The sequence below is a fragment of the Neisseria sp. P0007.S010 genome, from assembly GCF_051962875.1.
Taxonomy (GTDB): domain Bacteria; phylum Pseudomonadota; class Gammaproteobacteria; order Burkholderiales; family Neisseriaceae; genus Neisseria; species Neisseria subflava_A.
Window position 1 is genome coordinate 58,309 of sequence record NZ_JBQCUX010000011.1, and the last position, 20,911, is coordinate 79,219.

Here is a 20,911-nt window from a genome sequence, read left to right on the forward strand (position 1 = left end):
GATTATAAACTCTTTCGGGCAGGTACAACAGCCCATCTGCTTTCAAGTATAATATCGGTCCGATTCGCCTGTGGCGTTTTTCATTAATTTATTGATATATCACAAGGTTACTTATGCAGGACGCCGCTTTTCTTTCTTTGCGCCGCTTTGGCGGCATTGCCAGACTTTACGGAGACGAAGCACTGGCGCGCTTTTCGCGTGCGCATGTGTGCGTGGTCGGCGTTGGCGGCGTCGGCTCGTGGGCGGTGGAGGCGTTGGCGAGGAGCGGTATCGGTCGTTTAACGCTGATTGATTTGGACAATGTTGCCGAGTCCAATGTCAACCGTCAGTTGCACGCTTTGACCGATGATTTCGGTAAGGCAAAAGTTACCGCTTTGCGCGAACGCATTGCCCAAATCAATCCGCAATGCGAAGTGACGGAAATCGAAGATTTTGTTACCGAAGACAATCTGGACGAGCTTTTCAGACGGCCTATTGACTTCGTTATCGATGCCATTGACCAAATCCGTGTCAAAGCGGCTATGGCGGCGTATTTCGTGCAACATAAACAACCGTTTATTATCAGCGGCGGCGCGGGCGGACAGAAAAATCCGGCTTTGATTCAAACCGCCGATTTGAGCCGCGTTACCCACGATCCGCTGCTTTCCAATTTGCGCTATACCTTGCGCAAGCGCTACGGCTTCAGCCGCGATACCAAAGAAAAAATGCGCGTGCCTTGCGTTTATTCAACAGAGAATATTACGCCGCCGCAATCCGGCGAAGTGTGTTCGGCCGATGCCGCGCCGCAAGGTTTGTCCTGCGCGGGCTACGGCGCGAGTATGCTGGTAACGGCTTCGTTTGGGCTGTATTGTGCGCAGGCGGCGGTGGAGCATATCGCGGGGCGGAAGTGAGGGGTAGGGAATGGGTAAGAGCCGATTTTTTAAAGCCTACTTTATCGCCAGCCTGATTTATGCGGTATGGTTCGGTGTGTTGATGTATGCCGTCGATCCGATGTTTCTCGATGTGATGGAATGCAATACGTTGCCCGGCGATTATTTGTGTGTGCAAAGCGGTTATACCCGTCCATTCACCGCTTTTCTTTATCCGTTTCTGTCCGTCATGATATTCAGCCTGTTGCACGCCGGGATCATGAAATGGCGCAAACGCCGTTCGGTTAAAATGATTTGGTTTTTGGTAGGCTGCGAAAGTTTGCTACTGTTGGCTTTGATAGTGGCGATGCTTGCGAGGGATGGTTTTGTGTTGTCCCGCGATATTAGCTCGGTACTGACGGGTACAGTTTTCGCCAGTCTGCCGCTGTTGGGTATGGCCTTAGCCCAGACCTTTGCCGTCGCCATTGTTTCTTTGCAAATCAATCGTAAAAAACGCTGATTTTTATATTAAAAACGGCTTGTCCTCGTTTCAGACGGCCTTTTGTTGATGAAACTTCTTACTAAACTTAAAAAGAAAAAGACCCTTTAACCATGCCTTCAGAACACCTTATTTCTTCCACTGCCGCAACGCCGTCTGAACATACCGTTGCGTGGGTGTTCGGTCAGCCTGTTACCGATGTGCCGCAGGATTTGTTTATTCCGCCTGATGCGTTGAAGGTGGTATTGAGCAGCTTCCAAGGGCCGTTGGATTTGCTGCTGTACCTTATCCGCAAGCAAAATATCGATGTCCTCGATATTCCTATGGTGAAGATTACCGAGCAGTATCTGCACTATATTGCCCAAATGGAAGCATATCAGTTTGATTTGGCGGCGGAATACCTATTGATGGCGGCGATGTTGATTGAAATTAAATCGCGCCTGCTGTTGCCGCGTCCTGAAGAGGTTGAGGATGAAGAGGCAGATCCGCGTGCCGAGTTGGTGCGCCGTCTGTTGGCTTACGAACAGATGAAACTGGCGGCTCAGGGCTTGGATGCGTTGCCGCGTGCCGGACGTGATTTTGCTTGGGCGTATTTGCCATTGGAAATTGTGGTCGAAGCGAAGTTGCCGGAAGTGTATGTTGCCGATTTGACGCAGGCTTGGTTGGGTATTTTGTCGCGCGCCAAGCATACGCGCAGTCATGAAGTGGTGCGGGAAACCATTTCCGTGCGTGCGCAGATGACGGCAATTTTGCGTCGTTTGAATGAAAGCGGTATCAGCAAGTTCAGTGATTTGTTTAAGCCGGAGCAGGGCGCGACATATGTGGTGGTCAATTTTATTGCATTGCTGGAATTGGCTAAAGAAGGCTTGGTGCGTATCGTGCAGCCTGAAAATTATGGTGAAATCGAAATCAGCCTGAAAGACGGTTTGGAAACAAACGAAGCCGAAATGCTTTCAGACGGCCTTGAAGCCGATGAAACCGATAACGAAAATTTGAAAAAAGAGAACTAAAATGAATTCGACGACAAGTCATAACAAAGCTTCTTTATGGGCGGTAGGCTTAATGCTGTTTGCCCTGTTTTTCGGGGCGGGGAACCTGATTTTTCCTGCTTTTTTGGGACAGCAGGCCGGTGATAACTGGCTTTCGGCGATGTTCGGCTTTCTGCTGACCGGGGCGGGTTTGCCATTGTTGGGCGTGATTGCCGTCGGCTATTCCGGCTCGCGCGATGTGGAGGCACTGGCTTCCCGTGTTGCGCCTTGGTACGGCGTGACTTTTGCCACCGCGCTCTATCTGGCAATCGGACCTCTGTTTGCCATGCCGCGTACGGCGACAGTGTCTTTTGAAACCGCGATTTCCCCTTTCATTGATGAATCTTGGAAAAACATCGCATTGGCTGTATTTAGCCTGGTGTTTTTCGGCATTACTTATTGGCTGTCGATTTCTCCGGGTAAGCTGGTTGACCGTATCGGTAAAATCCTCACGCCTGTTTTGTTGTTGTCAATTGCGATATTGGTCGGCTATGCCGCCATTAATCCGATGGGTATGCCGCAGGCAGCGCAAGGCGATTTTGCCACTCATCCGTTGGTTAAAGGTATTTTGGAAGGCTACGGCACCATGGACGCGCTGGCTTCGCTGGTGTTTGCCATTATCGTCATTGATGCCGTTCGCGCCATGGGCGTGGACAACCGCGCGGACTTGCTGAAGACCACGACGATTTCCGGTGTGTTGGCGGCTTCTTGTTTGGCAGTGGTTTACCTGTTTATCGGCTATATGGGCGCGACAGGCGTAGCCGGTATCGGCTTGCAGGAAAACGGCGCGTCGGTTTTGTCTAAAACCGCACAACACTATTTTGGTACGGCCGGTATTGTGTTGCTTGGCGTCATGGTGCTGCTTGCCTGTCTGAGTACGGCGGTTGGCTTGATTACTTCATGCGCCGAATATTTCAACCGTCTTTGCCCGGGCATTTCTTATAAAGTCTTTGTGATACTGAATACAGTGGTGTCTATCCTGTTGGCCAACAAAGGCCTGTCAGCGATTTTGCAGTTTTCCATCCCTATGTTGATGCTGTTGTATCCGCTGACCATTGTCATCATTCTGCTGGCTTTGACAGATAAACTGTTTGGCGGCGGCCGTATTGTCTATTTCTGTACCATGATGGCGGCCCTTATGGTCGGTTTACTCGATGCCTATAAGGCCGCGTTTGGATTTGATGCCGAAACTGCGGCTGCCATCGAGCGCGCATTGCCGTTTTACAATATCGGTTTAGGATGGGTTGTTCCTTCTTTAGCCTGCTTTATACTCGGCTGCATTTTGAATGCGGCGTTGAAGAAAAAAGCATGATGATAAACAGGCCGTCTGAAATGTTCAGACGGCCTGTTTATTTCGCCGACCACGCAAACGACAGATGATTTTTTCAAAGAAATCCGTTATAATTGAAAAGTTAAGGCTTTGCGAAATACCGTTTCGCAGATGCAACATATTGAGAAGATTTATTTCCACAAATCCCGTTTTTTCAGTAAACGACTTGAACTGAAGGCGGATTTCGTGGTATAAATCGCGTTTTACTATTTTAGAAGTTTGGAGACTAACCATGGCACGAGTTTGCAAAGTGACCGGTAAGCGCCCGATGTCTGGCAATAACGTATCACACGCCAACAACAAAACCAAACGTCGTTTTTTGCCTAACTTGCAATCACGTCGTTTCTGGGTAGAAAGTGAAAACCGCTGGGTTCGCCTGCGCGTTTCTAACGCTGCATTGCGCACCATCGATAAAGTAGGCATTGATGTCGTATTGGCTGATTTGCGTGCTCGCGGCGAAGCTTAATTTAAACACCATTAATTAAGGATTACTGCAATGCGCGATAAAATCAAACTGGAGTCCAGTGCTGGTACTGGTCACTTCTACACAACTACTAAAAACAAACGTACTATGCCTGGCAAACTGGAAATCAAAAAATTTGACCCAGTAGCCCGTAAACACGTTATTTACAAAGAAACTAAATTGAAATAATCCGGTTTCTTCCAAGAAAAAGCTCCTGTTTTGCAGGAGCTTTTCTTTTTATTTCATGATTGGTTTTGGGGGCTTGTTTCAAATGTGTATGCAAGATATTTTTGGATTGCTTTGTAAGGAGGCAAAATAAAAGAGCGTGTATCCATTGGGATTACGCTCTTTTATTTTTCAGACGGCCTGATAGAGGATAAGCTGCCTTAAATCGCTAATAAACATTCAACAACGACTTAATGATCGACCTTGATGCCTTGGTCGTCGGAATGTTGTTTTTTATCCAGCTCTTTTTGCAAGGTATCGCATGGCGTGTCGCAATCGCACATTTTTTTCATGCCGAGAGAGGAAATGCCGCCGCAGCTGCCTTTGATGGTGCGTTTGGAGAAAATATAGCCGACTGCCATACCGAGGATGACAATGATAAAAATGCCGAAAGTAAGGAGGAGGGTTTTCATGTGTGTATTCCTGAAGGTTAGTTTAATAATTTCTTGAATGCGCTGGACATTTCAGTATGGTAGCCGCCTTGCGGGGTTCGGATGATAAGGAAAACGGCGAGATTTTCTTGCTCGGCAAGTTTAAGCGCTTCGGTTTCTCCGAGCACGAACAATCCGGTTGAAAGGCCGTCTGCAAGTGTGGCGTTTTCAGCTACTACGCTGATGGAAGCAAGGTTGTGGCTGATGGGTTGTTTGGTTTTAGGGTTGATGATATGGGAAAGGCGGCGGCCTGACTTATCGACATGGAAAATGCGGTAGTCGCCGGAAGTAGCCAGTGATTTATTGTCCAATGGAATAGTGATTTGGGTTGCGCCTCCTTGAACGATATTGGGCTGCTCGATGCCGATACGCCAAGGGTTGCCTTGCGCATTGTGACCTTTGCCATGCAACTCGCCTCCAATTTCTACCAAATAATTGCCGATATTGAGTTTTTCAAGTTCGGCGGCGGTTTTATCCACGCCAAAGCCTTTGGCGATGGAGGATAGGTCTAAATAGACTTCGGGATGGGTTTTCGCCAGTGTAGGTTGCTGGCCGTCTTGGGAAAGTTTGAGTTTGTCCGTACCGACCATTTCTGAAGCATGTTGGATTTCTTGTGCGGTTGGTTCGTGTGTGATTTCTTTTTGCGGGCCAAATCCCCAAAGGTTGACCAAAGGGCCGACGGTTACGTCCAGTGCACCGTGCGTCAGTTTGTTTAAACGTAAGGCTTCGCCGGTTACATAGGCAAAGTCTTGGGAAATGGGCATGGCCTGATTGACGGTACGCAGCTGGTTGAATTGGCTGATTTCGGAATCGGTCTGGTAGGTAGACATTTGCCGATTGACTTCTTTAAGTGCGTCATCAATGCGTTTTTGTATTTCGGCAGGGGAGGGGAGTTTGTCTTGGCCGTCTGAAAGATATTTGACGGTATAGGTCGTGCCCATGGTCTCGCCTTGCAGGGTAATGGTTTGTTGTTTTTCAGGTTGGCAGGCAGAGAGTGTGAGCGCGGAAACGATGGCAACGGTACAACTGATTATCGGACGGTAAAACGAATTTGAAAGAAACGGCATAAGGGATTTACGGATTATTTTTTGAAGCCTTTATTGTATCGTAAAAGAAAGGTTCAGGCCGTCTGAAAGTATGGTTTTCAGACGGCCTGCCAATAAAAAAGGAAGAAACCGAAGTTTCTTCCTTTTTGTCTGTTAGCCGCCGAAATCGTCCAAGAGGATGTTTTCGTCTTCCACACCCAAGTCTTTGAGCATTTTGATCACGGACTGGTTCATGATTGGAGGGCCACACATGTAGAATTCGCAGTCTTCCGGAGCTTCATGGTTTTTCAGGTGGTTTTCGTAAACCACGTTGTGAATGAAGCCTGTGTAACCGTCCCAGTTGTCTTCAGGCAATGGGTCGGACAGGGCGACGTGCCATGTGAAGTTCGGGAATTCTGCTGCGAGTTGGTCGAAGTCTTCGACATAGAACATCTCGCGTTTAGAACGTGCACCATACCAGAAGGTAATCTTACGTTTGGAGTTCAAACGTTTCAGCTGGTCGAAAATGTGGGAACGCATCGGAGCCATACCCGCACCACCGCCGATAAATACCATTTCGGCATCGGTATCTTTGGCAAAGAATTCGCCAAATGGACCGGAAATCGTTACTTTATCACCGGCTTTAAGCGACCAGATATAAGACGACATTTGTCCTGGAGGCGCATCAGGTACGCGTGGAGGAGGCGTAGCGATACGCACGTTCAGCATGATGATGCCTTTTTCTTCAGGGTATGAAGCCATAGAGTAGGCACGCAAAATCGGCTCGTCCACTTTGGAAACATATTGCCACAGATTGTATTTGTCCCAGTCTTCGTGATATTCCTTAGGAATGTCGAAGTCTTTGTAGGCAACAGTGTGAGGAGGGGCTTCAATTTGGATGTAGCCACCGGCGCGGAAAGGAACTTCTTCGCCTTCGGGAATGGCAAGCTTGAGTTCTTTAATGAACGTTGCTTTGTTGTCATTGGAGATGACAGTACATTCCCATTTTTTCACGCCGAATACTTCTTCCGGTACTTCGATGTCCATGTCGGTTTTAACGTTGACCTGACAAGACAGACGGCAGCCTTCGCGCGCTTCGCGTTTGCTGATGTGGGACAACTCGGTTGGCAGAATGTCGCCGCCGCCGCTTTTTACGATAACGCGGCACTGGCCGCATGAGCCGCCACCACCGCAGGCGGAAGGAACGAAGATGCCTTGGCTGGCAAGCGCACCCAGCAGTTTACCGCCGGCAGGCATCGTCAGCTCTTTTTCATTATTGACTTTGATGGTGATGTCGCCTTCGCTCACCAACTTGGATTTGGCAAACAGAATCATCAGTGCCAAAACCAAGACGATGAGGGTAAACATCACGATACCTAGAATAATCTCCATGCCGATTCCTTTCTTATAACTGGATGCCGGAGAACGACATAAACGCCATTGCCATCAGGCCAGCGGCGATAAAGGTAATGCCCAAGCCTTTGAGGCCTTTAGGGACATCCGAATATTTCATTTTTTCGGTAATGCCCGCCAAAGCGACAATAGCCAAAAGCCAGCCCAGACCTGCACCGAAACCGTATACAACGGACTCGCCGAAGTTGTATTCGCGTTGCGCCATAAACGATACGGCACCGAAAATCGCGCAGTTTACGGTAATCAGGGGCAGGTAGATACCCAATGCGTTGTAGAGGGCAGGGACGAATTTATCCAAGAACATTTCCAAAATCTGCACCAAAGCGGCAATCACGCCGATGAAGGTGATGAATTTCAGGAAGGTCAGGTCCACACCTTCAACCAGCGCGCCGTCTTTCAGCAGCGAGTAAACCAGTTGGTTGGCTGGGACGGACAGGCCGAGTACGAAAGTAACGGCAACGCCCAAACCGAATGCGGTGGATACTTTTTTAGATACCGCCAAAAATGTACACATTCCCAAGAAGAAGGAAAGTGCCATGTTTTCCAGAAAGACGGATTTTACAAAGAGGCTTAAGTAATGTTCCATGTGTTATTTCTCCGCCTGTTCAGGTTTCCAAGTGCGCAGACCCCATACCAAGAAGCCGATGATGAAGAACGCGCTAGGGGCGAGCAAGAACAAGCCGTTGGTTTGATACCAGCCGCCATCTTGTACTGTTTGGAAAATGGTGTAGCCAAAGAGCTTGCCAGAGCCGATCAGTTCGCGGATGGTTGCGATGATGATCAACATCATGCCGTAACCTGCGCCGTTGCCGATACCGTCAACCAAGCTTTCCAGCGGCGGCTCTTTCATGGCGAATGCTTCGGCACGGCCCATTACGATACAGTTGGTAATAATCAGGCCGACGAATACGGACAGCTGTTTGGACAGCTCATAAGCAAAGGCTTGGAGCAGTTGGTCAACCAGCGTTACCAAGGAAGCAACAATCGCCATTTGCACAATAATACGGATGCTGTTGGGGATGTAGTTGCGTACCAAAGAAATGAAGAAGCTGGAAAAACCGGTTACCAAAGCTACGGAAATACCCATTACGATGGCCGTCTGAAGTTTGGTGGTAACCGCCAAAGCCGAACAAATACCCAAAACCTGCAAGGCAATCGGGTTGTTGTCGATAAAGGGTGAAAACATCAAATATTTCAAGCGTTTCATGTCAGCCATTATTGTGCTCCTGCTGATTTCAATTTGTTCAGGTAGGGGATATAGCCGTTTTCGCCGAACCAGTAGGCGAACGAACCTTGCACGCCTTTAGATGTCAGCGATGCGCCGGAGAGGGCATCTACGCCGTGTTCTTTGTCTGAGCCTGCGCCTTTGCCGACGTGCAGGGCGAGTTTGCCTTGTTCGTCAAACAGTTTTTTGCCGACGAATTTTTGTTGCCACAGAGGGTTGCCGATTTCGCCGCCCAAACCCGGGGTTTCACCTTGGTCGTAGTAGGTAATGCCGTTGATGGTGTTGCCGTCAGGTTGAATGGCGACAAAACCGTACATGACAGACCACAAGCCGTTACCGTGCATAGGCAGGATGATTTGGCTGACTTTGCCGTCTTCGCCTTTTACCAAGTAAACCTCAGTGTATTTGGCACGGCTTTTGATGCCTGCCAAATCGTCTTCAGGTTTGATTTGGATGCTTTGGGCAGGGTCTTTGCCGGCAACGCGTGCGCTGAAGTCTTTAGGCGCATCGGCGACGTATTCGCCGGTAGCCAAGTCCACGACACGTTGCTCGATACGCTCGGCAAAGGTTTTGCTGATGTCGGTGTTTTTATCCATCAAACCGGCTACGCTCAAGATATAGCCTTGTTTATCTTGGAGTTTTTGTTTCTCTTGGATTGGTTTCAAGCCAACGACCGCACCAGCAACGATGATGGAACAAATCAGGCTGACAACCAATACCACAATCAGCGTGCCGCTGAAGCTGTCTTTATCGAATTTCTTAGCCATTGCTGCGCGCCTTTCTGCGTTTGATGTTCGCTTGTGCGACGAAATAGTCGAAAATCGGGGCAAACAGGTTGGCAAACAGAATCGCCAACATCATGCCTTCGGGGTAAGCAGGGTTGACCACGCGGATCAACACGCACATTACACCGATAAGCGCTCCGTACCACCATTTGCCGACATTGGTAAAGGAAGCGGAAACAGGGTCGGTCGCCATAAACAGCATACCGATGGCGAAGCCGCCGACTACCAAGTGCCAGTACCAAGGCATGGAGAACATGGCGTTGGTGTCCGAACCGATGAAGTTAAACAGTGAAGACATGGCAATCATACCGATCATCACGCCGGCGATAATGCGCCAAGAGGCAATACGGGTGAACACGATAAACGCGCCGCCGATTAAGAGCGCCAAAGTGGACACTTCGCCGATTGAGCCGGGTACATTACCGATAAACGCATCCATCCAAGAAATGGCTTGACCGGTTACAGCATTTTTCAGGCCGTCTGCACCGTGTGCCGCCCATTGCGCCAAAGCAGTGGCACCGGAATAGCCATCAACCGCAGTCCAAATGGTATCGCCGGTAATGTTGGCAGGGTAGGCGAAGAACAGGAACGCACGGCCTGCAAGAGCAGGGTTCATGAAGTTTTTACCTGTACCGCCGAATACTTCTTTCGCAACCACAACGCCGAAAGAAATACCCAAAGCCGCTTGCCACAAAGGCAGGGTAGGGGGAACAATCAAAGCAAACAGAATCGAAGTCACGAAGAAACCTTCGTTGATTTCGTGTTTGCGTACGGATGCGAACAAAACTTCCCAGAAGCCGCCCACAACAAATACAGTCGCGTAAATCGGCAGGAAGAAAATCGCGCCGAACAGCATTTTGCCCAACACGCCCGCCTCAGACGACATATTGATGCCCAAAGCGTTGGCAAGGGCGTAATGCCAGTCGTTGGCGATATTTTGTTGCAGCAAATCAGGCGTTAACGCACCGAATGCCTGTGCGCCGACGTTGTACATACCGTAGAACATGGCAGGGAACAAAGCCAGCCACACCAAGATCATCATGCGCTTGGAGTCGAGCGCATCGCGGACGTGGGCCGCTTTGCGCGTTACCGCGCCGGATGTATAGAAAATCGTCGCCGCAGCTTCGTAGAGGGCATACCATTTTTCATGTTTGCCGCCCGGCAGGAAGTGCGGTTCGATTTTTTCAAGAAAATGTTTCAAGCCCATAATCAGCCTTCCTTCTCAATGGTTTCCAGCACCTTGCGCAACAGCGGGCCGTATTCGTATTTGCCCGGGCAGACGAAGCTGCACAAAGCGAGGTCTTCTTCGTCCAATTCCAAGCAACCCAATGCCTGAGCGCTGTCGGTATCGCCGACGATTAAATCGCGCAAGAGCAGGGTAGGCAGGATGTCCAACGGCATCACGCGCTCGTAAGTGCCGATCGGTACCATGGCGCGGTCGCCGCCGTTGACGGCTGTGTTGAACTTGAAGAGTTTGTTTTTCAGGAAATGGCCGAGGGTTGTGCGCGTGATGGAGTATTTGTCCGGTTGTGGCGCAACCCAGCCGAACAGCTCTTTGCTGCGGCCTTCTTCGATAACGGAAATCTGATTGTGGTAGCGGCCGAGGTAATCGTGCGCGCCTTGTGCAATCGCGCCGTTCAATACTGAGCCGGAAATCACGCGGTTGTCTGCATCAACCAATTCGCCCGCAGTAATTTGCGATACTTTCGCACCCAAAACGGTACGCAAGAGGCGCGGTTTGTTGACTTGAGAGCCGCCCAGGGCAACAACGCGTTCGGTGTTCAGACGGCCTGTTGCAAACAAACGGCCAATGGCAATTACATCTTGATAATTGATGGTCCAAACGGTTTTGTTCGCACCGACTGGTTCGATGAAATGAATGTGCGTGCCACTCAAACCAGCAGGATGCGGGCCGCCAAATTCATGTGTTTCGATGTTGGCAGCGTTTTCAGACGGCACATCTGCGCCTGCTGCTTTACACACATGGATTTTACGCTCGGTCAGGCAGCTCAATACCAACAGGCCGCGTTTGAAGTCCTCGGAGGCTTCTTTGATGATGACTGTAGGATCGGCAGCCAGCGGATTGGTGTCCATCGCATTGACGAAGATGGCGAACGGCTCGGCATCGACGGCAGGGATTTTGCTGAACGGACGGGTACGCAGCGCAGTCCACAAACCGGATTGAATCAGGTTGCGGCGCACTTCTTCGCTGCTCAATTTTGCCAGCGCTTCAGGTGCGTAGCGTTCGAACTCGATTTCGTCGTTGCCTTCAACGGCAATCACGACTGACTGAAGTACGCGCTTTTCGCCACGGTGAATCGCGGCGATTTTGCCTGAAGCCGGAGCGGTAAATACTACGCCCGGATTCTTTTTGTCTTCAAACAGCACTTGGCCTTTTTTGACGGCTTCGCCTTCCTTGATTTTCATCGAGGGGCGCATGCCGACATATTCTTCGCCAAGCAACGCGACTTCGGTAATGGCCGGGCCGTCATAAATGACTTGCTCCGGTCTGCCTGCGATAGGCAGGTCTAAGCCTTTTTTTATCTTAATCATAAGGATGCGTTACTTTTTGGTGGGTTGAGATTCGGATGTCGGATTGTTTTTTCAGACGGCATGTAATGCTTTGAAACAAAGGGTGGGCCGTCTAAAAAAAAGCAGAGGTTTGCTATAAAAACAATGAATAAACGCAAACAACAAAGCTTTAGATTTTATCAGGTATAGGCTGCTTTATGTCAGTTTTACGCTTATTTTTACGGGAAAATTGGGAAAAAAGTAGGAATGTGTAATCGAGTGTTAAGGGAAATAATTTTTAACTGATTGATATTTAAACGCTATATTTGATGATATAGCTGAAAATAAAAGGCCGTCTGAATTTCAGACGGCCTCTAAGTTTTAAAAGAGCTGCCAAACGAAGAAAATCATCGTATGCAGGGCAAACAGCGGTACCAATACAATTACCGACCATGCCATGTAGCCGAAGAAGGAAGGCATCGGTACGCCGCGTTGTTCGGCAATGGCTTTGACCATGAAGTTCGGCGCATTACCGATATAAGTGAGCGCGCCCATAAATACGGAACCCATGGATACTGCCAGCAGCGAATGGAACAGATGGCCTGTCATCAAAGCTTGGGCATCGCCACCGGCCATATTGAAGAACACCAAATAAGTCGGCGCGTTATCCAAGAATGCCGACAACAAACCGCTCATCCAGAAATACATCACATTAATCGGATTGCCTGCCGCGTCGTGAACCAAAGAAACAACAGAAGCCAATGCGCCTGTTTCACCAGCTTTCAAAATCGCCAAGACGGGGGAAATGGTAATGAAAATACCCAAAAACAGTTTGCCCACTTCGGCAATCGGCTCGAAGTTGAACTCATTGCCTGCGCGTACCTGTTTGGGCGTAATAATCCAAGATACGGCGGTCAAAGCCAGCAAAATGCCATCGCGCATCAGGTTTTGCAAGGCGTAATGGCTGCCCAAGATTTCAAAGCCCGGATGATTTGGTTTCCACAAGCCGGACAATAAAACCGCGCCGACTACACCGGCCAGCAACAGGAAATTCCATTTGCCGTAAATTTTGACTTTTTCTTCTTTATCGGAAGGAGCAGGAGCAAGGTGTTCGCTTTGTTCACGGTTGAAGTGTCGGCTGTCGATGATGTAGAAAACGGCCAGTAAAACCACAGAACTGATCAATACAGGCATCAGCATGTGTTTGACCGTCCACATGAAATCTACGCCTTTCAGGAATCCTAAGAACAGCGGAGGATCGCCTAAAGGAGTCAGACCACCGCCGATATTTGCCACCAAGAAAATGAAGAAAATCACAATGTGAACGCGGTAGTGGCGTTTATGGTTGGCTTTCAAAAGCGGACGAATCATCAGCATCGCCGCGCCTGTTGTCCCCATGATGGAAGACAAAGCCGTACCGACTGCCAACAGGATTGTGTTCAATTTAGGCGAACCATGCAAATCGCCGCTGACAAAAATACCGCCTGAAATGGTATAGAGCGCCAAAAGCAGCAGGATAAAGGGGATATATTCTTCAACCAATGCATGGGCAACGGTATGTACGCCGGCTCCGAAACCAAAGGTTACGATGAATGGAGTTAAAAACAGCAGCGTCCAAAACGCCGTAATTTTGCCGAAGTGGTGGTGCCAAGTATGGGAGAAAAACAGAGGTCCGAGTGCAATAGACAAAAGAATCAGTGCAAACGGCAGACCCCAAAGCAGGCTTGCGGATGAGCCGTCAAAATCGGATGCCGCAGCAGGAAAGGCGGCAAGAAGCAGTAAAAATGAGAGAGAGCGCATAGTATTTCCTTTTTATTCTGTTGCGCCGTGAGGAACTTCATTGAGAAAACACGGCGGTGAAATATTCAGGCCGTCTGAAAATATCCAGACGAACTGCGCGGTGGTGTCAGGGGAAAGTATAACGCAAAGCAAGTGTTAAGGGACGGTTTAGAGTGTTGGAATCAAAAGAAATGTTGATACAAATAAAGAAATAAAAGCGATGGGCGTAGTTGGAAGTAGTAAAAAAATGGTTTTGAAACAGGAGTTTGAAATCTTGGAAATAATGCTATCGAAAAAATGCTTTGAATTAATTTTAGCTAAAATTTACATTTGATTGAATAAATGGAGGCCGTCTGAAAAATGAGGGTCGAATAGGGTGTTTTAGTTCTTACTGATTGTTTTGATGGATAAATTGGGTATGAAAATAAAAAACAGGTAAGCGAAAATGCCCACCTGTTTTATTTTATGCTTCCGGCCGTAACCACATCCATACAGCCACGCAACTACAGAAGATTGATGATACGGCACCAATCCACCAGCGTTCCGGAAATTGCCAAAACATAAACAGGCAAGAAAGGGCCATCATGCCGATAGCGAAAAACTTTGCTTTGCGCGGCACGGCGCCGTTGTTTTCCCAGTTTTGTATGATGGGACCGAAATGGCGGTGATGATAGAGCCAATTGTGAAAGCGCGGCGAAGCTTTTGCCCAGCAGGCGGCGGTCAATAAAATGAAAGGCGTAGTCGGCAGTAATGGCAGGAAAATGCCGATAATGCCCAAGACGAGCGACAATGCGCCGCAAAAAATCAATAAATAGCGAACCATCTTCCCATCACCAATTATTTGTTTTCAGATGGCTTGTGATGCGGAAATGGACAACGCGGAATGTCTAATTTATCCCAGCCCTCATGCCCCATTTTTTCCAGCAGCGCGATATTGCGGTCGAAAATTGCCGAGGCATCGGGAAATGCTTCAGCCGCTTTGGCAATACTGTCTTCACGAATCAAGTGCAAAGTCGGATAGGGAGAGCGATTGGTGTAGTTACTGATGTCGTCGGCTTCAGTGCCTTCAAATTGAAAATCAGGGTGGAACGGCGCAATTTGGACAATGCCTTCCAATTCGTTTTCTACAACGGCATCGTCGGCAATTTCCAGCATTTGGTTGAAGGTTTCAAAATCAGGGAATAGCGTCGGATGAACCAGTAAAGTGGTTTCCAATTCCGAAGCGGGCGTATTGCCCAAAAGCTGCAATTCACGATCCAAGTCCTCAAGGAAACCGTCCAAATGACGGGCTTCGCTGACAACGATGCGAACCAGGTTTTTAACGTGCGGCGCTTTGGCAAACGGGCAGAGATTCAGCCCGATAACGGCTTTTTCCAGCCATTGTTTGGTATGTTCTGAAACAGTATCAATATCGAGATGGGTGGTGTCTGTCATAGTAAAAGCTTATGTGAATTATTCTTAAAAAGTATACAAGTGTATGGGCGTGAAAGCAAACCATTGGAATTTAAAAGGCCGTCTGAACAACAGACGGCCTTTATCAGTTTTAAATCATTAATCCTGAACCAAATGAACCAAAGGCAGAGCGGTCGTGTTTTTAATTTCTTTCAACACAAAACTCGATTGCGCATCTTGCACGCCGTGGTGTGAAAGCAGCGTGTCCAAAACAAAATGGGAAAACGCGTTCATATCGGTAAAAAACGCATGGAGCAGATAGTCGGTTTCGCCCGTTAAAGCAAAGCAGCTCAATACTTCCGGCCAAGCGCGGACAGATTCGGAAAAATCCTCACGCGCATCTTTTGCCTTGCTAATTGAAACACGGATAAAAGCCTGCAAACCCAAGCCCAAAGATACGGGAGAAAGCTGGGCCGCGTATTTTTGAATAATGCCCGCATCTTCAAGCTGTTTGAGACGGCGCAGGCAGGGAGAAGGGGAGAGCGCCACCTTTTCAGAAAGCTCAACATTGCTCAACCGCCCATTTTCCTGCAAAACCTGCAGAATCTTTAAATCCGTTTTATCCAAGTTTAGATGAGGCATGATGGTTCTCCCAGTGTCGATAATATATGTTTTGAAAATGAAAAATGCTTAAAAATAAAGACTTGCATGGTTAAATTATATATTGAGTTCAGATGTGCGACAAATTGTCTTATCAGGGGTGTTGCGAATTTGTTTTATGTAGTGGTGAAAAGATGAAGGCCGTCTGAAACTAATCAAGACCAAAGTTTTATGTCATATTAGGATTGGATATAAAGAGGCCGTCTGAAAATGATTTCAGACGGCATTTATTTTCGTAATGTGATCATTCAGGCTCTTAAGGACCTTGTTTTGGAGAGTTTTGTTCTTTTGGTTTGTTCGCTTTCCGCGTTTGTATTTGGCTTTGTTTGGGGTGTTTTCTTTGCAATGTATTTGTGTGTTTTTCTTAGGGTATATGCTTGCTTCTTATCCGTGTGAGTTGTCACGGCACATGGCGGGAACCATTATCGGATCCAGCGTTCCGCCGCATTGCCAGTTGAGCAACCAAGTCGAATCGTTATGATTTCGATAAGGGGTCAGGGTCAGGACTTTGCCTTTGTTTTGCCCTTTATCGAAAGGAATGCTGATTTTGCCTGTATCTGCTTCTACAGTTACGCCACCGTTTTGGATGTATGTGCCGCCGATGCGTTGAGCGGTAACGCCGATTGAGCCTTGTTTACTGACATCCTCTGCATTGGGCAGGCGATTATTTACCGCTGAGGCAATGCTGATTTCGGTTTTCAGGTCGTCGGCAAGGTATAGTGCTTCGGAGGCTTGCGCCCTACCGATATAGTTTTGATAAGTGGGTATGGCGACAACAACCAGAATACCGAGGATGGCGATAACTATCATCAGCTCAATTAGGGTAAAACCTTTTTGGGCTTGAAATGGGGTATTCATTTGAGCGTATCGTTTTTAAGTTTTTTTTATTTTTATAAAGCAAATCCCATAATCACATTATGGGATTTGCTCTTTAAGCTTTTAAATTTGTTGGTAACAAATTATTAACGGCAAGAAGAAGGCAAGAATTTGCTATCAACAGTACCTTTCTTACAGGTCCAAGTGAAAGAACCTTTAGAAGAGGTAGCATTACCAGTTACATCAGGTGATAACATAACTGTTTTACCTTTAATATCATTATTGACATCAGTATTTTTCATTGTTGCAGTCAGAACACCATTTGTGCCTACAGCAACTTGAGCAACGTATTTACCTTTAATATCGGTAGGTGCTGCGATACCAGCCTCTGTATTATTTTTAGGCCATTTACCTTTATCTGCATAGTATTCAACAACAGCAGACTTTTGACCTTCCATCAAAGAGATGGCTTCAGAAACTTGAGCACGTGCAGTGTAGTCTTGGTATGCAGGCAGGGCGATAACTGCCAAGATGCCGATAATCGCGATGACGATCATCAATTCGATCAGGGTAAAACCTTTTTGGATTGCTTTCATTGTTTAAAACTCCAGTTTGAAAGTGTGAATAATTGTGTTTAAGTAAAAAGTCCGTAATGTGCTTGGCACTATGTATTATGAGTAAACCATAAGTAAGAAGGAATATACAGCTTCCGTCGGGCTTGCTGCTTTGAGGCTTGGGCCTTATCGGACGTGTTGTTTCAAGCAGTCGGTGTGCCAAGTGCGCAAAATTGATTAAAAAATTTATTTTTTATTTTTTATTTATTGTTTTTATTGGGATTATTTTTAAAATTTTAAATTTTGTGATGTTTTGTTTGAAAGTTTCAGGATTTTAGAGAAATTAGGGGGTTGACGTTTTTTGTCAGTTTTGTGTTTTTTGTGACAGGGAGTGTGTGCGAGTTTGGTCATGTGACGTTTTTTGTCAGAAATTAATCTTGTTTCAATAATATGTTAATTGATTTGGATGGGTGGTGATTTTATGGATTAATCGGTGAGTTTAATATTTTTTGATTTTATTTTTTTGTTTTTTATGAGTTTTATTTTTTATGCGTATTTTGTTTGAATACGGATAAGGAAAAAATTTGGAAGGAAGGATTTTTGAAGGGGATTTGGCATAATAGGTGAATGAAAATTTGTTACTGAAATTATATCCATATGGGTTATGATTTTAGAATGTAGTTTTATGTCAGAAGGAAGTTTTGGTTTCGAATTTTAAGGCTTTGGATTTCTTGAGTGTTTGAGAAGGGTATATTCAGGATGTTTATATTTTTGGGTGCGATTAGGGTGAGCAAAAAATGCTCACCCTATGTTTTTAAGATGTTCAGACGGCCTTTATGGGGTTAAGACTTCGACCAATGCCTGCTTTAGGGTGTTTTGGATTTGCGGGTCTTGCAGGGATGGGCTGTAGGTAATGAAGCTGTCCTCAATGCGCTGATCCAAGGTGGTAATTTTGGCGTAGCGCAGGCTGATGTTGTGGGCGAAGAAGGTCTCGGCGATGTCGGCGAGGAGGTGGGGGCGGTTGACGGCGGTGATGTCTATGGTGTGCCAGCCAGGATAGTCTTCTTCGGGGGTGATGATTACGGTAGGCGGAATGGGGATGTGGCGGATGCGGCGGCTGATGTGCGGGCGGCCGCTTTGTTTTTGAACGGTGGTATTGCCGTGGATGAAGCTGTTGAGTTCGGCTTCAAGTGCGCTTTGGCGGTCGGGATATTCTTCGGGCGGGAGATTGTCGGGAAGTTGGAGAATAAAGGTGTCGAGGATGTAGTCGTGCTCGGTGATGAAGGCGCGGGCGGCTTGGATGTCGAAGCGGTGGCTGCTGAAGATGCGGCAGAGGCGTGCGAAGAGGCGGTCGCCATTGGGCATGAATACCATGACTTGAAGGCTGTTGCTTTGGGGAAGGATGCGGCTGCGGACGGCCGGACTTTGGGTGTCGTAGGCGAGGTTTGCGGTGTGCCAGAGGATTTCCCGCGTTTGATGGCGGACGTAGTATGCGCTGCCGAGGATGCGGCGGAGTTTTTGTTGGTTTTTGAGTGGAACGGCCGCGCGTGTGAGCTGATCGGTCGAGGCTTGTTCGCGTCGGTTGGGGAGGCGTTCGGGATCGTGGTGTTTGCTGTTTAAAACGGCGGCGGTGCTGTGGTAGAGGGTTTGGAGCAGACTGGCGCGCCATGTGTTCCAAAGTTTGGGGTTGGTGCCGCGGATGTCGGCAATGGTAAGCAGGTAGAGTGCGTCGAGGTATTCGCGTGTGGGAATACGGCGGCAGAAGGCTTGGAGGACGTGCGGGTCTTGGATGTCTTCTTTTTGGGCAACGGTGGACATGAGCAGGTGGTTTTCAACCAGCCATGCGAGGAGGTGGCTTTCTTCTTGGGTGTAGTAGTGATTGGCGGCGAATTGTTGTGCGTCTTTGATGCCTTCTTTGGCGTGATCGCCGCCGCGGCCTTTGGCGATGTCGTGCAGCAGGGCGGCGGTGTAGAGGACATGTGGTCGTGGATAGGCCTGCATGATGGCGCTGGCTTCGGGCATTTCGTGGCTGTGGGTTTCGATGGCGAGACGGCGCATATTGCGGACGACGGTCAGGATGTGGTCGTCTACGGGGTAAATATGGAAGAGGTCGTGTTGGAGCAGGCCGGTGATTTTTTCCCATGCGGAAAGATAGCGGCCAAGTACGCCGTAGAGGTTGAGAAAACGGAGGGTTTGGGTAAGGCCGGTGCCGTGTTTGAAGAATTGGATAAAGCGGCGGCGGTTTTCTGGATTTTGGGTAAAACGGGTGTTGATTTTTCGTGTGGCCGCCCACCATGCGCGCAGTGTTTGCGGCTCGATGGTGGTGATGTTTTGCTCCTGCATGGTTTGGATGATGGTGAAGATGTGTTCGGGGTTGTGTTCAAACAGGGCAAGATCGTTGGCGGCGATTTGGTGGCCGATGCGTTTGTAGCGGCTGTCGATGGGGTGGATATGTTGGGGACGGCTGGAGGTTTGATGGTTTTTGAGAACCGGTATGAGGATGCCGTTGAGTTGTTTGATGGCTTTGGTGGCACGGTAGAAGGTGTGCATCAGGGCTTCGCTTCGGCCGCGGATGTCGGGTTGGGTATAGCCTAAGCTTTCGGCAACTTGGGACTGGTAGTCGAAAAGCAGCCTGTCTTCGGGGCGGTCGGCAGTAAGGTGGAGGTGAATGCGGATATTGGCGAGACGGCGGTAGCCATGAGCCAGCATGCCGGCTTCGGTGCGTGTGAGGACGCCGGCGGTAACGAGGGCGGTGGGGTTGCTGTCTATGCCTTGTGCTTTGGCTGTCCAGATAAGGGTGTGGATGTCACGCAGGCCGCCAGGGCAGGTTTTGATGTTGGGTTCGAGTTGTGCGCCTGTGCCTTGGGATTTGGTATGGCGTTGCTCCATTTCGAGGAGTTTGGCTTCGATAAAGGCGGCTGTGTCGCGGCGTGTGTTGAGTTTGTTTAGAAGTTGGGTGGTAAGGTTAGCATTGCCTTGAAGATGGCGTGCTTCAAGAAAGGCGGTTTCGCCGGTAATGTCGTTTTGGGTGCTTTGGAGGATTTCTTCTATGCTGCCGCTTTTGATGGCGGGATTGAGGCGTGCGTCCCAAAGGGTTTGGATAAATTGGGCGGTTTGTTGTTGCAGGCCGTCTGAAAATGGCACAGAGGAAATAATCGCTAAATCCCAGTCGGAATGGGGATAGAGTTCGCAACGCCCAAAGCCGCCGATGGCAATCAGACTGATGTCGTTGCTGTCGGGAAAGTGGATTTGCCAGAGGGTTTGCAGCAGGGTTTCGGCAGCGGCGATATGGTCGCGGAAGTAAACAGTAGGACGGTTGTTTTGGCGGTAGGCAGTTTCTGCTGCGGCTTTTTGCTGCTGGTAGGTTTGGATGGCTTGTTGGGCGGCGGTCATGATGGTATCTGGTCGTGAATTAGGCTTGGGTATCGGCAGGCTCGGTCATTTGGCGGAGCATTTCTTGCGGCGGAAGGAGAAGTTTGTAAGGGGCGATTTTGAGTGCGGATGCGATTTTTTCGATGTTGGAAAGAGCGATGTTCCAGCGTTTGCGTTCGACGGCGGAAACGTAGGTGCGGTCAAGTCCGCATTGGCGCGCCAGTTCTTCTTGCGACCAGCCGTGATTGACGCGATAGAGGCGCATGTTGTAGGCGATAACGGCGCGGAGGTCTTGCGGATCGGGCAGGCTTGGAGGGGGAGTGAGTTTGTTGACCATGATATTTTGGGTTTGTGGTTTGAACGATAAGGGGATTTTATACTATTTTTGTGAGGGGAAAGGAAAGGCCGTCTGAAAGTTTTCAGACGGCCTGAGACCTTTGCAAAAAAGCCCTTCCCCCGACAGCCGAAATCCAAACACAGGTTTTCGTCTATTTCCGCTCCTAATTACTCCTGATTTTACCCAAATATCCCCTTAATTCCCCTTGGATACCTGAT

22 protein-coding genes are annotated in these 20,911 nt (G+C 48.5%); 6 read left to right on the top strand and 16 right to left on the bottom strand.

Annotation, left to right across the window (positions count from 1 at the left end; translation table 11 throughout):
* The first annotated feature begins 113 nt into the window (after nucleotides 1-113).
* The 6 genes from ACTHR7_RS08825 (at nucleotide 114) to rpmG (ending at nucleotide 4,357) form a co-directional block, all read left to right on the top strand.
* Nucleotides 114-890, top strand: coding sequence for a tRNA threonylcarbamoyladenosine dehydratase (locus ACTHR7_RS08825; protein WP_107697156.1), 777 nt, complete (start codon nucleotides 114-116; stop codon nucleotides 888-890).
* Between the two features lie 10 nt (nucleotides 891-900).
* Nucleotides 901-1,368 (top strand): hypothetical protein, encoded by a 468-nt coding sequence (locus ACTHR7_RS08830; protein ID WP_440370671.1) that lies wholly within the window; start codon nucleotides 901-903, stop codon nucleotides 1,366-1,368.
* 92 nt (nucleotides 1,369-1,460) lie between these two features.
* On the top strand, nucleotides 1,461-2,357 hold the full coding sequence (locus ACTHR7_RS08835) for a segregation and condensation protein A (RefSeq protein ID WP_440370672.1): 897 nt from the start codon (nucleotides 1,461-1,463) through the stop codon (nucleotides 2,355-2,357).
* Nucleotide 2,358: 1 nt separating this feature from the next.
* Nucleotides 2,359-3,687 carry a branched-chain amino acid transport system II carrier protein gene (brnQ, locus tag ACTHR7_RS08840; RefSeq protein ID WP_440370673.1) on the top strand — a complete coding sequence of 443 codons (1,329 nt, stop codon included), beginning with the start codon at nucleotides 2,359-2,361 and terminating at the stop codon, nucleotides 3,685-3,687.
* A gap of 250 nt (nucleotides 3,688-3,937) precedes the next feature.
* The gene (rpmB, locus tag ACTHR7_RS08845; RefSeq protein WP_002216391.1) at nucleotides 3,938-4,171 is read left to right on the top strand and encodes a 50S ribosomal protein L28; all 234 of its coding nucleotides are present in this window, start codon (nucleotides 3,938-3,940) and stop codon (nucleotides 4,169-4,171) included.
* A 30-nt stretch (nucleotides 4,172-4,201) separates the two neighbouring features.
* Nucleotides 4,202-4,357: a 50S ribosomal protein L33 gene (gene rpmG / locus ACTHR7_RS08850; protein ID WP_003684373.1), complete on the top strand. Its 156-nt coding sequence runs from the start codon at nucleotides 4,202-4,204 to the stop codon at nucleotides 4,355-4,357.
* Nucleotides 4,358-4,584: 227 nt separating this feature from the next.
* Here rpmG and nqrM read toward each other — a convergent pair whose 3' ends face one another.
* The 16 genes from nqrM to ACTHR7_RS08930 all read right to left on the bottom strand — a co-directional run bounded on the left by nqrM (nucleotide 4,585) and on the right by ACTHR7_RS08930 (nucleotide 20,693).
* Nucleotides 4,585-4,806, bottom strand: coding sequence for a (Na+)-NQR maturation NqrM (gene nqrM, locus ACTHR7_RS08855; RefSeq protein ID WP_070460328.1), 222 nt, complete (start codon nucleotides 4,804-4,806; stop codon nucleotides 4,585-4,587).
* 17 nt (nucleotides 4,807-4,823) lie between these two features.
* Complete coding sequence (locus ACTHR7_RS08860; RefSeq protein ID WP_107792317.1) at nucleotides 4,824-5,891, bottom strand: FAD:protein FMN transferase; 1,068 nt, start codon at nucleotides 5,889-5,891, stop codon at nucleotides 4,824-4,826.
* 132 nt (nucleotides 5,892-6,023) lie between these two features.
* Nucleotides 6,024-7,241 carry an NADH:ubiquinone reductase (Na(+)-transporting) subunit F gene (gene nqrF, locus ACTHR7_RS08865; RefSeq protein ID WP_049323894.1) on the bottom strand — a complete coding sequence of 406 codons (1,218 nt, stop codon included), beginning with the start codon at nucleotides 7,239-7,241 and terminating at the stop codon, nucleotides 6,024-6,026.
* A 13-nt stretch (nucleotides 7,242-7,254) separates the two neighbouring features.
* A complete protein-coding gene (gene nqrE / locus ACTHR7_RS08870) occupies nucleotides 7,255-7,848 on the bottom strand; it encodes an NADH:ubiquinone reductase (Na(+)-transporting) subunit E (protein WP_003684365.1) in 594 nt (197 codons plus the stop codon).
* Between the two features lie 3 nt (nucleotides 7,849-7,851).
* The gene (locus tag ACTHR7_RS08875; RefSeq protein WP_003684313.1) at nucleotides 7,852-8,478 is read right to left on the bottom strand and encodes an NADH:ubiquinone reductase (Na(+)-transporting) subunit D; all 627 of its coding nucleotides are present in this window, start codon (nucleotides 8,476-8,478) and stop codon (nucleotides 7,852-7,854) included.
* Nucleotides 8,478-9,254 carry a Na(+)-translocating NADH-quinone reductase subunit C gene (locus tag ACTHR7_RS08880; RefSeq protein WP_070814906.1) on the bottom strand — a complete coding sequence of 259 codons (777 nt, stop codon included), beginning with the start codon at nucleotides 9,252-9,254 and terminating at the stop codon, nucleotides 8,478-8,480. Before ACTHR7_RS08880 ends, ACTHR7_RS08875 begins: the two co-directional genes overlap by 1 nt.
* Entirely contained in the window at nucleotides 9,247-10,479 is a 1,233-nt protein-coding gene (locus ACTHR7_RS08885; protein WP_070460324.1) for an NADH:ubiquinone reductase (Na(+)-transporting) subunit B, read from the bottom strand. Before ACTHR7_RS08885 ends, ACTHR7_RS08880 begins: the two co-directional genes overlap by 8 nt.
* 2 nt (nucleotides 10,480-10,481) lie before the next feature.
* Complete coding sequence (locus ACTHR7_RS08890) at nucleotides 10,482-11,825, bottom strand: Na(+)-translocating NADH-quinone reductase subunit A (protein ID WP_070460322.1); 1,344 nt, start codon at nucleotides 11,823-11,825, stop codon at nucleotides 10,482-10,484.
* Between the two features lie 339 nt (nucleotides 11,826-12,164).
* Entirely contained in the window at nucleotides 12,165-13,583 is a 1,419-nt protein-coding gene (locus ACTHR7_RS08895) for a sodium:proton antiporter (protein WP_440370674.1), read from the bottom strand.
* A gap of 442 nt (nucleotides 13,584-14,025) precedes the next feature.
* Nucleotides 14,026-14,385, bottom strand: coding sequence for a YbaN family protein (locus tag ACTHR7_RS08900; RefSeq protein WP_070824330.1), 360 nt, complete (start codon nucleotides 14,383-14,385; stop codon nucleotides 14,026-14,028).
* A gap of 14 nt (nucleotides 14,386-14,399) precedes the next feature.
* Nucleotides 14,400-14,996 (bottom strand): DUF1415 domain-containing protein, encoded by a 597-nt coding sequence (locus tag ACTHR7_RS08905; RefSeq protein ID WP_440370675.1) that lies wholly within the window; start codon nucleotides 14,994-14,996, stop codon nucleotides 14,400-14,402.
* A gap of 117 nt (nucleotides 14,997-15,113) precedes the next feature.
* Nucleotides 15,114-15,596, bottom strand: a complete 483-nt coding sequence (locus ACTHR7_RS08910) for an Lrp/AsnC family transcriptional regulator (RefSeq protein ID WP_003684427.1) — start codon at nucleotides 15,594-15,596, stop codon at nucleotides 15,114-15,116.
* A gap of 402 nt (nucleotides 15,597-15,998) precedes the next feature.
* Entirely contained in the window at nucleotides 15,999-16,472 is a 474-nt protein-coding gene (locus ACTHR7_RS08915) for a pilin (RefSeq protein WP_070460313.1), read from the bottom strand.
* Between the two features lie 104 nt (nucleotides 16,473-16,576).
* On the bottom strand, nucleotides 16,577-17,026 hold the full coding sequence (locus tag ACTHR7_RS08920; protein ID WP_070460312.1) for a pilin: 450 nt from the start codon (nucleotides 17,024-17,026) through the stop codon (nucleotides 16,577-16,579).
* A 792-nt stretch (nucleotides 17,027-17,818) separates the two neighbouring features.
* Nucleotides 17,819-20,377 (bottom strand): [protein-PII] uridylyltransferase, encoded by a 2,559-nt coding sequence (gene glnD / locus ACTHR7_RS08925; RefSeq protein ID WP_440370676.1) that lies wholly within the window; start codon nucleotides 20,375-20,377, stop codon nucleotides 17,819-17,821.
* A 19-nt stretch (nucleotides 20,378-20,396) separates the two neighbouring features.
* Nucleotides 20,397-20,693, bottom strand: coding sequence for a helix-turn-helix domain-containing protein (locus ACTHR7_RS08930; protein WP_003680870.1), 297 nt, complete (start codon nucleotides 20,691-20,693; stop codon nucleotides 20,397-20,399).
* Nucleotides 20,694-20,911 lie beyond the last annotated feature (218 nt).

Excerpts from the sequence above, each read along its gene's own strand:
- nqrE (WP_003684365.1), bottom strand. The coding sequence starts at position 7,848 with ATGGAACATTACTTAAGCCTCTTTGTAAAATCCGTCTTTCTGGAAAAC.
- ACTHR7_RS08830 (WP_440370671.1), top strand. The coding sequence starts at position 901 with ATGGGTAAGAGCCGATTTTTTAAAGCCTACTTTATCGCCAGCCTGATT.
- ACTHR7_RS08825 (WP_107697156.1), top strand. The coding sequence starts at position 114 with ATGCAGGACGCCGCTTTTCTTTCTTTGCGCCGCTTTGGCGGCATTGCC.
- ACTHR7_RS08920 (WP_070460312.1), bottom strand. The coding sequence starts at position 17,026 with ATGAAAGCAATCCAAAAAGGTTTTACCCTGATCGAATTGATGATCGTC.
- ACTHR7_RS08860 (WP_107792317.1), bottom strand. The coding sequence starts at position 5,891 with ATGCCGTTTCTTTCAAATTCGTTTTACCGTCCGATAATCAGTTGTACC.
- rpmG (WP_003684373.1), top strand. The coding sequence starts at position 4,202 with ATGCGCGATAAAATCAAACTGGAGTCCAGTGCTGGTACTGGTCACTTC.
- ACTHR7_RS08900 (WP_070824330.1), bottom strand. The coding sequence starts at position 14,385 with ATGGTTCGCTATTTATTGATTTTTTGCGGCGCATTGTCGCTCGTCTTG.
- brnQ (WP_440370673.1), top strand. The coding sequence starts at position 2,359 with ATGAATTCGACGACAAGTCATAACAAAGCTTCTTTATGGGCGGTAGGC.
- ACTHR7_RS08835 (WP_440370672.1), top strand. The coding sequence starts at position 1,461 with ATGCCTTCAGAACACCTTATTTCTTCCACTGCCGCAACGCCGTCTGAA.
- ACTHR7_RS08915 (WP_070460313.1), bottom strand. The coding sequence starts at position 16,472 with ATGAATACCCCATTTCAAGCCCAAAAAGGTTTTACCCTAATTGAGCTG.
- ACTHR7_RS08890 (WP_070460322.1), bottom strand. The coding sequence starts at position 11,825 with ATGATTAAGATAAAAAAAGGCTTAGACCTGCCTATCGCAGGCAGACCG.
- nqrM (WP_070460328.1), bottom strand. The coding sequence starts at position 4,806 with ATGAAAACCCTCCTCCTTACTTTCGGCATTTTTATCATTGTCATCCTC.
- glnD (WP_440370676.1), bottom strand. The coding sequence starts at position 20,377 with ATGACCGCCGCCCAACAAGCCATCCAAACCTACCAGCAGCAAAAAGCC.
- ACTHR7_RS08905 (WP_440370675.1), bottom strand. The coding sequence starts at position 14,996 with ATGACAGACACCACCCATCTCGATATTGATACTGTTTCAGAACATACC.
- ACTHR7_RS08930 (WP_003680870.1), bottom strand. The coding sequence starts at position 20,693 with ATGGTCAACAAACTCACTCCCCCTCCAAGCCTGCCCGATCCGCAAGAC.
- ACTHR7_RS08880 (WP_070814906.1), bottom strand. The coding sequence starts at position 9,254 with ATGGCTAAGAAATTCGATAAAGACAGCTTCAGCGGCACGCTGATTGTG.
- ACTHR7_RS08910 (WP_003684427.1), bottom strand. The coding sequence starts at position 15,596 with ATGCCTCATCTAAACTTGGATAAAACGGATTTAAAGATTCTGCAGGTT.
- rpmB (WP_002216391.1), top strand. The coding sequence starts at position 3,938 with ATGGCACGAGTTTGCAAAGTGACCGGTAAGCGCCCGATGTCTGGCAAT.
- nqrF (WP_049323894.1), bottom strand. The coding sequence starts at position 7,241 with ATGGAGATTATTCTAGGTATCGTGATGTTTACCCTCATCGTCTTGGTT.
- ACTHR7_RS08895 (WP_440370674.1), bottom strand. The coding sequence starts at position 13,583 with ATGCGCTCTCTCTCATTTTTACTGCTTCTTGCCGCCTTTCCTGCTGCG.
- ACTHR7_RS08885 (WP_070460324.1), bottom strand. The coding sequence starts at position 10,479 with ATGGGCTTGAAACATTTTCTTGAAAAAATCGAACCGCACTTCCTGCCG.
- ACTHR7_RS08875 (WP_003684313.1), bottom strand. The coding sequence starts at position 8,478 with ATGGCTGACATGAAACGCTTGAAATATTTGATGTTTTCACCCTTTATC.